General features: G+C 40.7%; 9 protein-coding genes. 1 reads left to right on the forward strand and 8 read right to left on the reverse strand.

Features of this window, described 5'->3' with window-relative positions; all coding sequences use genetic code 11:
* The first annotated feature begins 92 nt into the window (after positions 1-92).
* The gene (locus AC1DDK_RS04600; protein WP_172661033.1) at positions 93-689 is read left to right on the forward strand and encodes an RNA polymerase sigma factor; all 597 of its coding nucleotides are present in this window, start codon (positions 93-95) and stop codon (positions 687-689) included.
* Here the strand turns inward: AC1DDK_RS04600 and AC1DDK_RS04605 are convergent.
* The 8 genes from AC1DDK_RS04605 to AC1DDK_RS04640 form a co-directional block, all read right to left on the reverse strand.
* On the reverse strand, positions 686-1,879 hold the full coding sequence (locus AC1DDK_RS04605) for a DUF5009 domain-containing protein (protein ID WP_477611796.1): 1,194 nt from the start codon (positions 1,877-1,879) through the stop codon (positions 686-688). The genes AC1DDK_RS04600 and AC1DDK_RS04605 overlap by 4 nt on opposite strands.
* Positions 1,876-3,213 (reverse strand): glycosyl hydrolase family 18 protein, encoded by a 1,338-nt coding sequence (locus AC1DDK_RS04610; RefSeq protein WP_337715879.1) that lies wholly within the window; start codon positions 3,211-3,213, stop codon positions 1,876-1,878. The genes AC1DDK_RS04605 and AC1DDK_RS04610 overlap by 4 nt, the downstream gene beginning before the upstream one ends.
* Positions 3,214-3,245: 32 nt before the next feature.
* Positions 3,246-4,229: a glycosyl hydrolase family 18 protein gene (locus tag AC1DDK_RS04615; protein WP_477633861.1), complete on the reverse strand. Its 984-nt coding sequence runs from the start codon at positions 4,227-4,229 to the stop codon at positions 3,246-3,248.
* Positions 4,230-4,251: 22 nt separating this feature from the next.
* Positions 4,252-5,841: a SusD/RagB family nutrient-binding outer membrane lipoprotein gene (locus tag AC1DDK_RS04620; protein WP_337715883.1), complete on the reverse strand. Its 1,590-nt coding sequence runs from the start codon at positions 5,839-5,841 to the stop codon at positions 4,252-4,254.
* Positions 5,842-5,864: 23 nt separating this feature from the next.
* Entirely contained in the window at positions 5,865-9,332 is a 3,468-nt protein-coding gene (locus tag AC1DDK_RS04625) for a SusC/RagA family TonB-linked outer membrane protein (protein ID WP_337715885.1), read from the reverse strand.
* A gap of 29 nt (positions 9,333-9,361) precedes the next feature.
* The gene (locus AC1DDK_RS04630; protein WP_337715887.1) at positions 9,362-10,411 is read right to left on the reverse strand and encodes a FecR family protein; all 1,050 of its coding nucleotides are present in this window, start codon (positions 10,409-10,411) and stop codon (positions 9,362-9,364) included.
* A gap of 122 nt (positions 10,412-10,533) precedes the next feature.
* The gene (locus AC1DDK_RS04635; protein WP_288879557.1) at positions 10,534-12,288 is read right to left on the reverse strand and encodes an alpha-L-rhamnosidase-related protein; all 1,755 of its coding nucleotides are present in this window, start codon (positions 12,286-12,288) and stop codon (positions 10,534-10,536) included.
* A 23-nt stretch (positions 12,289-12,311) separates the two neighbouring features.
* Positions 12,312-15,131, reverse strand: coding sequence for a family 78 glycoside hydrolase catalytic domain (locus AC1DDK_RS04640; protein WP_477633862.1), 2,820 nt, complete (start codon positions 15,129-15,131; stop codon positions 12,312-12,314).
* Between the last annotated feature and the right edge of the window lie 44 nt (positions 15,132-15,175).

The following is a 15,175-nucleotide window of genomic DNA, read 5'->3' on the forward strand; positions in this document are numbered from 1 at the left end:
ACCTTACTTTAACATCATTTGAGGCAAACATATCCTGATATTTTTTCTTATTTTCGTTTTCTTACAACGTCTTTCTTCGAAAAGGTAGGTACATGGAATATAATCATCAGGGAATTACAAAAAACTGGAAGCTCCTGGTCGAGGGTGAGAAGCAGGGTCTTTACACCTGCTTCAATTTATTCTATGACGACCTCTATCGTTTTGGGATGTCGCTGTACCGAAATCCGGAATTGGTTAAAGAGAGCATCCAAAACTTGTTTATAGAGCTTTGGCAAATAAGGGATAAACTAAGCCATGTACAAAACATTCAGCAATATGTTTTTACCGTCTATAAAAGGATTATGTATAAAACCTATCAAAAGGAAATCCGCAAGGATCCTGGTAAAGTTGTACACCTGGAGGACCTTAATGAACAATATGTTTCAGTTCATTCTTACGAAGCAATACTGATTGCGAGCCAGGAAGATGAGCAGCTAAAAAAACGCTTGGAGCATGCGCTGAATAAGCTTACTCCAAGGCAAAAAGAAATTGTACAGCTACGTTATTTTGACTGTTTATCGTTCAAAGAAATTTCACACAAAACGGAGCTTACAGAAAGAACGGTTTACAATACCCTTCATAATGCAGTCAACGTTTTGCGTGATTCTCTTCTTTCCATTCTTATTCTTATGATCCTGGGCGATCTCTAAATTTTTAACCTGATATTTCTTTTTTCCAGCAAACCTGTAACTGATACAATTAGCAAGGCATAAATCAATGATTTAAATAAGCCTGGCACCCCTGTGCGCATGACCTCCGGTAACTGCGAAAGTCCGAGTAGTCCAATTAATGCATAATGGATATAGGGTATCAAATAACAGGTAAGTGTGCTGGTACCGGCCGGTTTAATGTAGTTATACCAGCTCGCCACTTTTCGGATATCACTGATGTACACCATTACTAAAAACCCAAGAATTCCTATACCCGAGCAGATGGCCGTCCACGATGGTGTTGCCCTGATCTTAGAGATTCCCCAAACAGGGCGTGTAAGCAAACCAAATCCAATAAGTAGAACAGCAAACAGAACCATCAATATCCAGAATTTCTTATTTGCTGAACTAAGGTTTCGATACGCAATGGAAGTAATGATGCCTGCCATACTAAATGCAGGCATTGACCCATCCCCTGCGATCCAAACGTACTTTTTTATGCTTTCTATTGGCCCCAGCCAGTCGAGAAATGAGGCACTGCTAAAAAGCATAAAAAAAACAAGGGCAAGCACCTGAATCACGGGTTTTCCGGCCGAGAAAAGATAAACACAGGAAGCAATGAAGTAAGCCCAGCCAATTAACCCAAGTATACCCCACCAATGAATACCCATAGCTGTTATTCCATTGCCGGTTTCTGTTTTATAGAGGGCGGCCAATATAGCCAATAGTAAAACTCCCCCAGCCCTTAACAGTTTTACGGTTAATGACTCAGGGTTTTTATAGGCCATCCATATCAGAAAAAAGGCGGCTACCAATAAAATCATCCAGACATCCTTAGGCAAAATTGCATTATCTGCATAGCTTTCTGAATTGACAAGGAACAAGCCCATTACCAACAGTGCTATCGTTCTTGCTACAATATGAAAAAATACTGTGGTGTTTGTATCGCCCTTTTTGCTTCTGCTCTCTATTGCATAGGGCACAGATAAGCCTACGATAAATAAAAAAGCGGGAAATACAACATCGGCAAGCCCCATACCATCGGCATCGGCCGAAACATGTTCAAGCCAACCCGGAATGTCAATTAAGGTCCACAGATCGTTTACAAAAATCATCAATATCATCACTATTGCCCTGAAGGCATCGATAGAAATCAGTCTGGATAATGTTACCCCTGGCTTAGCTGTCATTTGAGTATCTTGCTTAATGTATTCATTAAGGAATTTTCGCCCACTGCATCATAGTCGCCTGCCCAAAGATACGCTCCTTTAAAGCCTTTTTCTTTTATGTAATTGGCTTTTTGAGTTACCAGCGGAATTCCATTGAAATATACACCTTTAGCTTCAACAGCTGTAAATTCTTTTTGAGCAGCCGTTGGGTCTTTTACTAATATGTCTTTAAACTGCATATAATCATAAGATCCCCAGCTCAGGTTATTACCGTCTCCATCTAATTCAAGATACCTTACACCAAAAGCTGGTATTCCTAGCACAATTTTGTTAGCAGGGAAACCTTTATTTCGCCAGATGGTTGCGCCATCATTCATAAAACTAAGTGATGACTGCTGTCCTAAAGGAGCTCCCGGGCCTACGTGTGCACCATCCTCAAATGCGTGAACATTTATCCAATCTGCTTTAGAAAGATCAGTATATTCCCAATGCATATAGTTTGTGGTTACCGTGGCGGTAACAATGCTTCCAACTGGTAATGCCGCCTTTAACTCTGATACGAAAGGGCCAACGGATTGAGCACTTTTAGCAGAGATATCGTAAACGTCGTTACTTAGGTCTGTCATCATGACATCTATTCCGTCCAGCTTTCTGTTTACAACATATTGAGTAAGGGCTTGTACCAGATGAGCTCTTTTTGCTGCATCGCTGATCACCAAACCAAAATCTGTACTGTTGTATAACGACCATCCATCTACTCCCGACAGTCGGCCAGTAACACCCAGCAGCACCGGAACGCCATTCATATGGCCCCGGGCAACAAGTTCATCTATGTTTTGATTCTGGTTTCCCTTCGAAAAATCAACCTCTCCATCGGGAAGCACCCTTGCCCCGCTAAAAGCCACATGGGAAACATTGGCCCAGGTAACATTGGCCGAAACCCCGTTTTCAGAAAGATAAGGCATATTTACAAATGGGCTAACTTTTGGTGTATAAGTGGATGGGCTAACCAGAACCTTAGATAGGCGTGTGGCAGTCTGTCCATTAAATGTGGCTTCCAGTTTAATTTCAAATTCACCTCCTGCCGTGGGGGTAAATGTAAAGGCAGTATCTGTTGAAACCTCTTTACCATCTACCTTCCAGCTTAATTTTGTTTTAGCTCCGGGAGCCGGGGAAAATAGCAGGCGGTTATAAACGGCCGATTGCCCTTCCTGTATAATTCTGGATGGCGACTGAAATACCAATCCCTGGTCGAAGATCCGGGGATGAAAATCTCCGCCAACCTCATCATTGTCTTTTTTACACCCGAGCATAAATATCAGCAGGGGAAATATAAGGTATACTATTTTTTTCATCTGAATATCTTTATTATTTTAAATAATTTCTCTTATTGGATTAAGGTATTTATGGCCGACAAAAGTGATTTATCTCCTGTTGCATCTCCCAGCAATTGCCAGATCATGATGCCTCCTGCTTTTTTATTCAAAGCAAAGCCGACCTTTTTCTTTATGGTTGGTAATCCGTTATAATAGATCGTTCCCTTATTGGGCACTACAACAAAATCAACAAGCTCTGAGCCTGGAAATCCTGTTACAATATCGCCATAAGAATAGCTCTCCTGAATTGAGGGGCCAAAACCATATCCATAAAATGGCAAGCCAAGTGTAAGCTTATTTGCAGGCACGCTTCTGGAAGTGTTCCAATAAGCAAAGTCTGTTTCTGCCGCTTCATAGGTTGAATGGGGGCCCGGTTTTTCTTTATTCCACGGACCCGTCTGGTCATAAGACATGATGTTAACCAGATCGAACAAAGCCAGTGCCTTATCTGATATTGCATTTCCGTTCCAGGTTGCTACTGCCGCTGTTAGTAGTTTTTTATGCGGCTTTAAGGCGCTCGACAATTCAACAATCAACCCTTCATAGTTCAAATCAATAAAGTCTCCTTCCAGGTCAACATCTACCCCGTCAAAATTATAGGTATTGGTTAGCTTAACCAGTTCCTTAATCAATTCAGCACGTTTAGCTGGTTTGATCAGTTCCTTTAAATGTTGCGGGGCATTCCCTCCTCCAATGGAGAACAAAACCTTTACCTTATTGTCATGTGCCCTTTTTATGGCTGCCGTTAAACCTGCAGATGGACTAAACAATCCATTGGCATCCGGATTTAAAAAAGCAATGTTCAAATGTGTGATCTTGCTGAAGTCCAGCTTTGCTGATTCCGCATCCAGGTCGCCGCTTCCAAATATATATCCAACAACATAAAACCCTTTATCTTTTTTGTCTGGCATACTCTGATCTGTTGCTTTTGATTTGGMACAGGACACTAATGCAAACAAGCAAATGATTTGTATAAAAATTCTTGACTTTCTCATCGTATGAAAATTAGGTTTAACATTATGGTTTATCCCACCAAACCCTGTTGGTCCAGGTATTACCACCAGGCCCAATTGCAGCCACCGCAGCAGCAGCATTCACTGCATTTTGCTCCAGTTCAAAAATTGGATATTCAAATCTTCTTGGCGTGGTTTGAACGGATGAGTCGTAATTAGTAGATGAAGCTAAGGCAGGAAAGCCTGTTCTTCTCCAGTTTGCGTAAGCTTCCGGTCCGTTTAAAAGCAATGCAATCCACAGCTGTTTGTTGATCATCTCAATTTCCCTTCCCGGAATCAGGTTGTTCCCTTTTATGAAATTGCTGATGTCTGTTGAGCTGATAGAAGGCCCGCCCGGGAAAAGGCTTAACTGCGAAATTGCAGCTTCAATACCTTTTGCATAATGTTCTGCAGCTGTGCCACCAAAAGTTGCGCCCCATCTTACTGTTGCTTCGGCAAGTAGCAATTCAACTTCGGCATAAGTCTGGTGAAGAAAAGGGGCATTGTTACGAATGAGGAAATTAGCTAGCTGCGCTTTTTGATCGTTGTTAACGGCCTCAGTTGGCCCAACACCTGGTATGTCAATGGTGATCGGATTCATCCAGCCATCCCAAATGTACTCATTAGGAGGTACCCCGTTATAACCAATCTGCGCTTTAACCTGATCTGTGATGTCTGTGCGTTCAAAAGGTCTGTTCACAATGTCAATATAATACCTCACCATATGTGAAAGACGAGGGTCGTTAGTACTTCTCAGTTGTTCTATGAAAGGGTCCTGAACACGAGGAATAACCTCAGACTGACAAAAAGCTGCAGACACGCCATTTCCTCTAATATCTATATAGCTGTTTTGTACATCCTGATGAACTATTTTACACATCTCCGCATTGCTGGTAAAAACACCCGCCGCAAATGCAGCCTGAGCTTCCGTTTTTGCTTTATCAGGATTAATCTTTACCAAACGCATGGCATACCTTAGCCTAAGCGAATTGGCGAATTTTTTCCATGAAGCAATTCCACCATTATAGAAAAGATCGCCTTTCACGGCATCCTTAGAAGCATCAAGTTGGGCCGAGGCCTCGGCAAGTTCTTTAAAAAAGTCGTTGTAGATTTCTTCCTGTTTATCAAACTTGGGTTGTACTATTCCATCTGTAAATGCTTTTCCCGCTTCAAAATATGGGATATCTCCATACACATCTGTTATTCTGGCAAATTCATACACCTTCATAATACGACAGATGGCATTCAGATTCGTTTTTAAAGGATCGTTTTTAGTCCGGTTCACCGCATCTACAATATTTACCACATCATTGTTGTACGTGTTATTCCATAAAGAGGAAAGGTAGTTTCGGTCGTATACGTAGAACTGGCCATTTCTATTCAGCCAGATTCCTCCAATTTGCTGTACAAGAGGCATTGTAAATACAAGACCCAGCTTTTCATTTACTTCCAGATCTCCTGAGAAGCGTAGTTGAACGTTTGTGAGCTGTAAAGAAGGATCAAGATTGCTTGATCTGGTAGGATCAATATTTACATCCCCAAATTTTTTACAGGCACTGAGCATCAATACCATTATGGCAAGTACGAATGCGTATTTTTTTAAATTCGTTTTCATGTTTATCTCCCTTGATGAATCTCTTAAAACTTAAAGTTTAAATTAAAGCCCCAGCTGCGTCTGGTTGGCAAAGAGCCGTACTCCAGACCCTGTCCGTTTCCATTATTGTAATTAGAATCAGGATCTACATTTGGTACATCGCTGAAAAGAATAAATGGATTTCGGCTTACCAGCGCTACCTGTATATTTCTAACTCCCCATTTAGCAGAGATTCTTTCAGGAATGGTATACCCCAAGGTGATCTCACGCATTTTAACATAAGTTCCAGAGTAGATATAAGGTCTGGCTACACCACCGCTTGATACGATCTGTGGCCAGTAAACTGAAGGATCAACGGCTTTTGTGTTTTTAACAAAGTTTCCATTCTCGTCTTTCACTACACCTTCAGGAACTAAGCCCCTCACCTTTCCTATTGCCTTCCATTGGTCAAGTGTGTAACCCTGGGCCTGTCTTTCTTCTTCCGATGCAATCCATTCTTCACGTCCGGCAAGTGTAGTGTTTAAACTACCACGACTGGCGGCAAAAAGATTAGTCATTGAAAACAGGTCTGACCCGAACTTCACATCGATAAGTGCACTTAAACTAAAGTTTTTGAAATAAACCGTATTGCTAACACCACCTGTCCAATCGTAAATTCCTTTACCAACTACTTGTCTTTCGTCGCTTTGCAGAGGCAAAAGTGTAGTAGGGTCAAGTATCACATTTCCATTGGGATCTTTCTGATAGTCGAACGACAAGATAGAGCCATAGTTTTCACCTGGTTTTGCTATTACCGCAACCCCCATCCATCTCGCCTCCGATAGGGTTAAAAAAGGAACACCATCGGCCAGAGATTCAACTTTATTGACATTACGGGCGAAATTAAAGCTCACATCCCATTTAAAATCTTTCTTGGCAACCGGACTTGCAGTAAGCAGTACCTCGATCCCTTTATTTGAAACCACTCCTGCATTGATCATCCTTGTAGAAAAACCTGAGGAGAAAGGACTTGGAACATTATTGATCTGATCTCTTGATCTTTGGTTGTAATAAGTAACATCAAGTCCAATTCTGTTTTCAAAGAACTTTAGTTCCGTACCTATTTCCCAGGAGCGTGTACGGGTTGGCAACAGATTGGCATTTGGCATTCTGGCCGTATTCAATCCTCCATAAGACATTCCGTTAAAAGACAATGGATTTACCGAATAGTATAGGTCCAGTAAATAAGGATCGGTATCACTAGCCACCTCAGAAATTGCCGCTCTTAATTTACCCATCGTTAAGACTTTCTTACTTAATTTAAAGGCATCAGAGAAGACAAAACTTGAAGACAGTGATGGATAAACATAGTCTTTATTCAATGTAGAATAAGCATCATTTCTAACTGTTGCATCCAGGTACAGATAACCTTTATAGCCTACACTAAGCAGTGCATAAACAGAGTTTAAGTTCTTTTTATACGGCACAGGGATAATACTTTTATCGGTAAAACTTGTAGGGGTAATTGCATCAGGAACAGTAAGATTTGTGAACTGCATAAAGTCTGCATTGTTGTGTACCCTCGAAATACTACCCCCTAAACGGGCGGCCAGATAAAGAGAAGGTGTAACCTGTTTTTGCCCGGTAATTAATACATCGGCCTCTGTAGTTACGTGCTTTCTGTTGATCTGATCCAGCGCTCCGGTTACTACACCCGGTGTAGTTCTTGGACTGAATTTTTCAAAATTGATATAGGTAAGGTCTGTTGATCCGCGACCTTGAATACTTAACCAATCGGTGATTTCATAGTTTAATTGCAGGGCACCTAACAGACGATTCTTTTTGGTTGTGTTCTTCATTTCGTTAATTACCCAATATGGATTTAAACGATACTGACCACCACCCCATTCGATATAAGAACCATCTGGGTTTTTATAAGTTTCTGCAAACCATGCCTGATCTACATTATTTGCAAGTCCTATAAAAGCATTTCCAATATTCCCCGGATCATCAGCCAAAGCAGGACGATTATTTACATTTTCGTCCATGTAAAAAGCCCTGGCTTCGAGAGAGAGCTTAGAACCAAATTTTGATGTACCATTAAAAGTAAATGAATTTCTTCTAATGCCACTTTCAGGAATGATGTCGTTATTTCTAAGATCAGTAGCAGAAAATCTGACAGATGATTTTTCATTGGCGTTACTGAAGGAAACATTATTGGTAAATGTAGTACCGGTTCTGAAAAAGCCACCAATATTGTCGCCAATCTTTTGGTAAGGCCTATACACATCGTCGTACGATACCACCATTAAATCAGGATCCAGTCTGGCACCAAAGTTATTAAACATTGATGTTCTTGCCTGTAAAGAGGAGGTATTGATGGTCTGATTACGGCCTTGACCATATAAGTACTGGTACCCATCGAAGGAAGTAAGCTGATTCTCAAATGATGCAGTACTGTTTACTTCTATACCAAGGTCAGAAGTGCCTTTACCCCGTTTCGTTGTGATCAAAATAACTCCATTGGCGGCTCTTGCACCGTACAAAGCCGATGCAGAGGGACCTTTTAATACGCTGATTTTATCAATGTCGTCCGGATTTATTGCAGATATTGCATCTCCGAAATCATATCCCTGAGCATACATCTCAGATCCTGTACCTCCGTAATTCGAGTTATCTATTGGAACCCCATCTACCACATACAAAGGCTGGTTATTGCCCGTAACTGTGGTATTACCACGAATGATCACTCTGGAAGATCCGGCAGGCCCACCTGCTGTACTGTTAATGATAAGACCTGCTACCTTTCCAGCTAAAGAGTTAATTACGTTTGTTTCTCTTGCTTTTTTTAATCCCTCGCCATTTACCTCAGAAACCGCATACCCCAAAGATCTTTCTTCTCTTTTGATACCCAGTGCGGTAACAACTGTTTCTTTCAGTTCAAGCGATTCCTCTTTCAGCACCACAGTTATATTTTTCTGTGATTCACTGGCAACAATGCCGGTTTGCTGAAAGCCCATCATCCGGAACCTGATGATGTCGCCTTTATTGGCTGCAATAGAAAACTTCCCGTTCTCATTAGTTGAAACTGTTTTGTTAGCCGTGGCATTAATCACAGAAACTCCGGGAATCGGGATGTTTTTTTCATCGGTAACCGTTCCGGTTATGGTAAATTCAATTTTTACAACCACCGGCTTGTAAGATTGGATCATTATCGTTTGTCCGTTGATCTGATATTTGATACTCACCTTTTTTGAAATGGCATCCAGAACGTCGTTAATTTTCTGTTTTTCGATATTCAGATCAAACCTTGCGTTTACATTTAAATCGAGTGGGTTGTAAGAAAAGTGCACTTGTCCCTGACTTTCTATTTGTTTAAAAGCATCCAGGATGGTGGTGTTTTTCCATTTAAATGAGTACAATTTATCTTTGGACTGTGCATATGCGGACGTTGACAGGATTAGAACAACGCATAAGCTTATTTTAAATAAAAGCCCATAAAAGAAATAATAGGTTGGTAAGTTTTTTTTCATATTGTTTGGTTTGGTTAGGTTGTTGCGGTTTAGAATGCCAGTGTTACAGTATCATTTTTTATAGTGTAAGTAAAGTGGTTAGCGAATCCGATGGCATTAAGCACATCAGTAAGATTTTCATTTTTAAATTGACCGGTAAAAGCGATTGGCTTTTTAGGTTGTTTTTCTGTTCTGATTTCAACTCCATAGATCTCCTTTAAAACCGATTTAATATCTTTTAAAGAAGCCATTGAGAATACGAGTTTTCTTTCTGCCCAGTTCTCTACTTTTTCCAGCTCAAAGTTTGATTTTGTAAATTTATTTTGAGTCTCCACAATCTCAACCTGCTCTCCGGGAATCAGGTCAACTTTGTTTATTATTTTTTGATGATTAACAGTTCCAACACTAACCTTACCAGTGGTGAGCATTACAGAGGTAGAAGTATGCATTTTGTAATTGTTGATTTTAAAAGAGGTGCCCAGGGCTGTGGTGGCTGTTTTGCCTGAAACTACAATGAAAGGTTTGTCTTTATTTTTAGCAACGCTAAAATGAGCCTCTCCATCCATCCATAAAACCCGGTTATTTTCGTTGTAATTGTCGTCTATCTTTAGTGTTGTTAAGCTATTCATCAACACAGTACTTCCATCTGACAGCCTTATAGATTTACGTTCGTTATATCCTGTTTTTATAGTGGCTTTGGTGCTAAGTTCATTGTAGACAGGAATGGTTGTGCTATAATCCTTCCTATTCAACAGTGCATAGGCGCCTATAGCAATTAAAATTGCTGCTGCCGATGAGAACCAAAGCGTCCGGCTTTTTAAACGAATCGTTTTCGCAGGTATCTGTTCAGACTCTAATGTCTGTAAGTGTTCAATAGAAGATTTAAGTTTGGATAATTCCTGCTCCTTTTCCTGAGGATCAATTTTTACAGAAAGTAAAAAGAAAAGCGATTCGGCCTGGTGTATTTTTGTCGAAAGTTCCGGGTACCGGATAAGGATGTTTTCCCAGAATGCAATATCCTGATGGTTATCGCGCAAACAATATTTAACAAAACTTTCGTCGGTTAGAAAGTCCTCAATAGTATATAAAGAATAATCCATTTTTATCGCCTATAATTGATTTATAAGCACAAGTGCGGGACTATTCCATTTTTTACCAAAAGAATTTTAAAAATTAACACAAACAACTGATGATGAGTGCATTAATTTTAACAAGGATAATTCTATTGAATTATCCTTACTCCTTTAGGGGCATTTATATCCGTTTTAATTTTACCGTTAGCCAGTTTAGTATGTTTAATTTTTAAAACACCATAAGGTGTAGGGTATGTACCTTCTACAAACTTTAAATCACCTAAATGCGGTTCTATTTTAATTGCTTTACAACCCGCTTCCACTACTTTAACACCTAAAACATGTTCAGTTAACCATGCTGTTGGCCCCGAGGCCCATCCATGGCATAAGCTATGTCTGAAACCTACATAACAGTATGCTCCATAATCGCCATGTACGTCTTTTTTACCTTCTGGTACTAACTCATCTATGCGGGAAGCATTCGCTATCCAGTCCATATTAAAATCTTCCCAGAAAGTGGTGGCTCCTAAGTCGAGCATTGCACCCCAGTACTGACGGATTACATCAATAGCACCTTGATGGTCCCCTGCTTTAGCTTTTGCCTCGAGCATATAGTAGCCATAAAAAGTAGAGAAATTTGCTGCACCACCAACTGAAAGTACATCTTTATTGGCTTTCTCTGCAGGCATTAAACCAGTAATGGCAAGCAAAGCTGCCGCTTGTTTTGAACCATTAGGATCGGGTATATATTTGCGCATCCTGGCCACCGTTTTGTTGCATAAATCAGCGGTTTCTTTATCGCCTACAAGGTTACTTATTTTGGATGCCGTAGCCAATGACCAAACCGTCATGGCCTGCAAGCCTGCATGAATTCCCTTAGGATTTTCGCTTGATGGCCAGTCCAGAAAACGCGTCCCATCCAGTTTTTCCTGATTATCATCACCAACTTTTGCTACTATTTGCTTTACCAATCCATTTAAATACTGCTTCTGTTGTTTCAGGTAATTTAAATCTCCGTTCTGCATATACCAATCGTAATGAAGAATAATCCACCACATAGAATAAGTACTTATCCCATTCATCCAACCTGGTAAAGGAGTAGTTTCCTTTGATAAATCTAAACTTTTAGGAACCACCTCATTGTATCCAAAAACAGAATTAACGGTAGATATTTCAGGATGAAGATCACCAACCCATACCAGCCTATCACGTTTAATTCCATCCCAAAGATATTCCTGCATGTTCAAGTGTACTGTATAGGCACCCGTTTCCCAAATTTTGTTCAGGCGTTCATCATTGCTTTTAAATGAACCGATATAAGGAATATCACGATAGGTAAAAATTGCACGTACTTCTTTCAATTGCAGTTCTGCATTTTCCTCTTCAAGGTCTATGCGCACAAAGCGAAATCCGCTTTCCGCCAATTGGATTCGGCCCAACCAGGGAGCCAATGTGGTAAAATCCCTGATAGCATGATCATTGGTTGCACCCTTTGGACCACCAACGTCAGACATGGCTTCGCTTGCCGATTCACCATAACGCACACGTATTTTAAGGGGAACATTTTTTGGCCCCCACATGCCGGTTACAATCTCCAATCCACCCTGCAGTTCTTTACCAAAATCCAGTAATATAGATGCTTTTTTACCTGAGCCATCATTTTTCAAGATCGCCATGTTACGATTGGCCAGATCGGCCTGACTAATTCCCGGTTTCAACAATTGCTCAATGTTGTTAACCTGGCCTTCTTTCCATAAAATCTTTACAGGAGAAATATATTGTCTGGTTAAAGGACTAATATTATCAGCTTTAGCAGAACTACTTAGTTTCTTGCCTGGCTGTGCATGTGTACTAGCGGCTATTAAACAAATGGCAAAAAGAGGATATAAGAATTTTTGTAACATGTTTTTAATTTATAATGATCTGTTTAGATTTTCTCTGTTTTAATAATATGGTTACCTGATGTAAGCTCAAAAGATCTGAAACCATCCTTTAAACCTAAGTCCTTAATGTGGTTTGACTTATCAGTTACATTTTTTGTCTCATTTTCCTGTAGCTGAAGTATAGCCGTACAATTAGGAGGTACGTTTATGTTCATGGTGAGCTGATTACCTGTACGTTTCCATGCCGTTTTGATTAAACCTGCAGGCGATTCTATATTGGCTTTGGCCCATTCCATTTGCGTGGCTGTTAACAGTGGGGGGCGAACGATAAAGCGTTGAAATCCGGGTGCCTGCGGATCGCGTTTTATACCAGCAACTCCGTCAATATACCAGGCACCCGGATACAGGTATGAGCTATGTAATAGAGAATGTCCAGGCAGGTCTTTTTCCCACATTTCCCAAATGGTTGTTGCACCATTGGCTTTCATGTAGCCCCAGCTCGGATAATCAGTCTGCGAGGTCATGGCATAAATAAGGTCATCGCGTCCGGCGTCTCTTAATACTTTAAAGAGCATTGCTCCGCCTGTTATCCCTACATTGATGTGCCCTTTATGAACCACCAGAATCTCATTTTCAAGCCGCTTCATGATTAATGGTTTCAAGTCTTGAGGCATTACCTCACCCAATAAGGCCGCAGCAAGATTAGACATTGATTTATCAGAATAACTATGATCATCTGCATTGTAAAATTTAGCGTGAATTGCTGCGCTTGATACATCTGCTTGTTTTTCCCACTGTTGTGCTTCTTTATCTTTATGAAGTACGCGAGCAATTTTAGCAGCCGTACGCAGGTTAAATATTCTATAGCAATTGTTTAAGAAAACGGTTTGGGGTTTATTGTTATTCATCCCTTCGGCTGTGGCTCCAGGCCATAACCAATCACCCAAAAAATCCCATGATCCGCCAAAGCGAACCAACATATCATCTTTAGTATTCAGATCCAAAAATGAAAGCCAGCCTTTGATCATTTCAAAATTCTTATCAAGCACCCTTTTGTCGCMTTCATGCTGATAAATAAACCAGGGCAAAGAGACTACTATACCGCCCCATGCAGGGCCACCGCCCCCCATGTAAGTAGGTGCAGTATGTGGCAGAACACCATTATTCATGATGCGACCACTCATTATGCTTTTGCGGGCAAAGTTTTCGTCGTACATGTTTCCTACCAGAGATTCAGTTCCTTGTACATCTCTCCAGTCTTCCATCCATTTGGTATAGAAAGCAGCCATATGATAATTGAACATTCCTGTTTCGCAAGTTGCATGTGCATCGCCTCCATAGCCCAGTCTTTCACGCTGAGGGCAGTCTACAATATACCCTCCTATTGAGAGATTTTGAAAGGTCCATTTTATGGTATTATATGTCCAGTTTTGCAAAGGGTCTGAACATTCAAAAGTGGTAGCTTCTTTGTAATTTGTACGTACCATCCAACCACGGATATCATTAAGTGAGGGCTTACTTTTTAAACCCTTAATAGTAACCCAGCGACCTGAGCTATAATTAAATCGATTATGAAAAGTTCCCTGTCCTGTTTTACCAATAACAAAAGCGCTGTGGTTGCTGAAAGTGATATCGGATTGTTCCCTTTCCGAGAATAAAAATTTCACAGTATCCCCTTGCTTACCTTTTACTTTAATTTCTGTCCACCCGGCAAAGTTGACACCCATATCAACCCGGTATGTCCCATCATTTCTTTCTACAATTCCAATTGGCTTTATTTCATCAAAAACACGGTTAGGCTCTATTTTTTGAGCAGAGAGGACTAGCTTAGGCTGATAGGTTATTGCCTTATCCCATGTTGTTTCATCACAGGCGGTAGTGTTCCAGTTTGCAACTTCTTTATTTGCATCCCAAATCTCTCCTCCCATTCTGTTAGAATCCCACACGCCTAATAATTTATTTGGGCTCTTGTGGGTTTTCCAGCTTTCATCTGTGCTTATTACCAATTCAGGTTTTGATAGCGGTGTAGTGTTTTTATTGGCATAAATTGCGGCCTGAGCAATTACAATTGGGGTATTTGGCCGGTCTTTTACGATGTAGGGTCCAAAAATAGACCATGATGTTCCTAACCAGATGGTGATTACGTTTTTACCTGCTTTAAGTTCCGGCGCAATATCGTAGGCCACGTAACGCGCCCTTTTCATATGGTCTGTTACACTTGGCGCCATAACATCGTTGCCTATTTTTTTACCGTTTACGTATATTTCATGGAAACCTACAGAGGCTACAAATATGTTTGCCTTTCCGGGTTTTGTTTTAAGTGTAAAGGTTTTTCGAAGCCATGGATCGGAGATGTTACAATCTTGCTGGGCAGGATCAAAAATCTGATCTGTGCCAATCCATTTTGCTTTCCAATCTGTTGGTTTAAGTAAACCCGTAGTCCATTGAGCGGCTTTACTCCAAGGCGAGATTTTGCCTTTCTCGTCTTTAACCGAGACTTTCCAAAAATAGTTTTTATCAGATACAAACGGCCTTCCTTTGTAGGTTATCTGCTGCATCTGCGATGAACTTACCCAACCGGAATCCCATATATCACCTTTGTTAAGTTTAAGTCCGCCTTCTGTTGATGCAACTAAAATCCGGTAAGCAGTTTGCTTTTGTCCAAAAGCAGCGGTATCGGTTGCGGTAAGTGTCCAGCTTAAACGGGGTTGTAATTCATCCAGACCCTTTGGGTTGATCAGATATTCACATCTCGTATTTCCCGGAACAACGGAACTGGTTACATCGGTTATTTTGGCGGCGAAGGCGGTCCCCGATAAACACAGAAATAGCAATGCAATAAATATATTTTTAGTTCGTCTCATTGGTTAACATTTGGTTTTTTAAAATACCACAATTACAGTAGAAT

Source organism: Pedobacter sp. 05T44 (genome assembly GCF_056395985.1).

Bases quoted from the DNA above. Each gene is read 5' to 3' on its own strand.
- AC1DDK_RS04620 (WP_337715883.1), bottom strand. From the start codon at position 5,841: ATGAAAACGAATTTAAAAAAATACGCATTCGTACTTGCCATAATGGTA.
- AC1DDK_RS04625 (WP_337715885.1), bottom strand. From the start codon at position 9,332: ATGAAAAAAAACTTACCAACCTATTATTTCTTTTATGGGCTTTTATTT.
- AC1DDK_RS04610 (WP_337715879.1), bottom strand. From the start codon at position 3,213: ATGAAAAAAATAGTATACCTTATATTTCCCCTGCTGATATTTATGCTC.
- AC1DDK_RS04605 (WP_477611796.1), bottom strand. From the start codon at position 1,879: ATGACAGCTAAGCCAGGGGTAACATTATCCAGACTGATTTCTATCGAT.
- AC1DDK_RS04630 (WP_337715887.1), bottom strand. From the start codon at position 10,411: ATGGATTATTCTTTATATACTATTGAGGACTTTCTAACCGACGAAAGT.
- AC1DDK_RS04600 (WP_172661033.1), top strand. From the start codon at position 93: ATGGAATATAATCATCAGGGAATTACAAAAAACTGGAAGCTCCTGGTC.
- AC1DDK_RS04635 (WP_288879557.1), bottom strand. From the start codon at position 12,288: ATGTTACAAAAATTCTTATATCCTCTTTTTGCCATTTGTTTAATAGCC.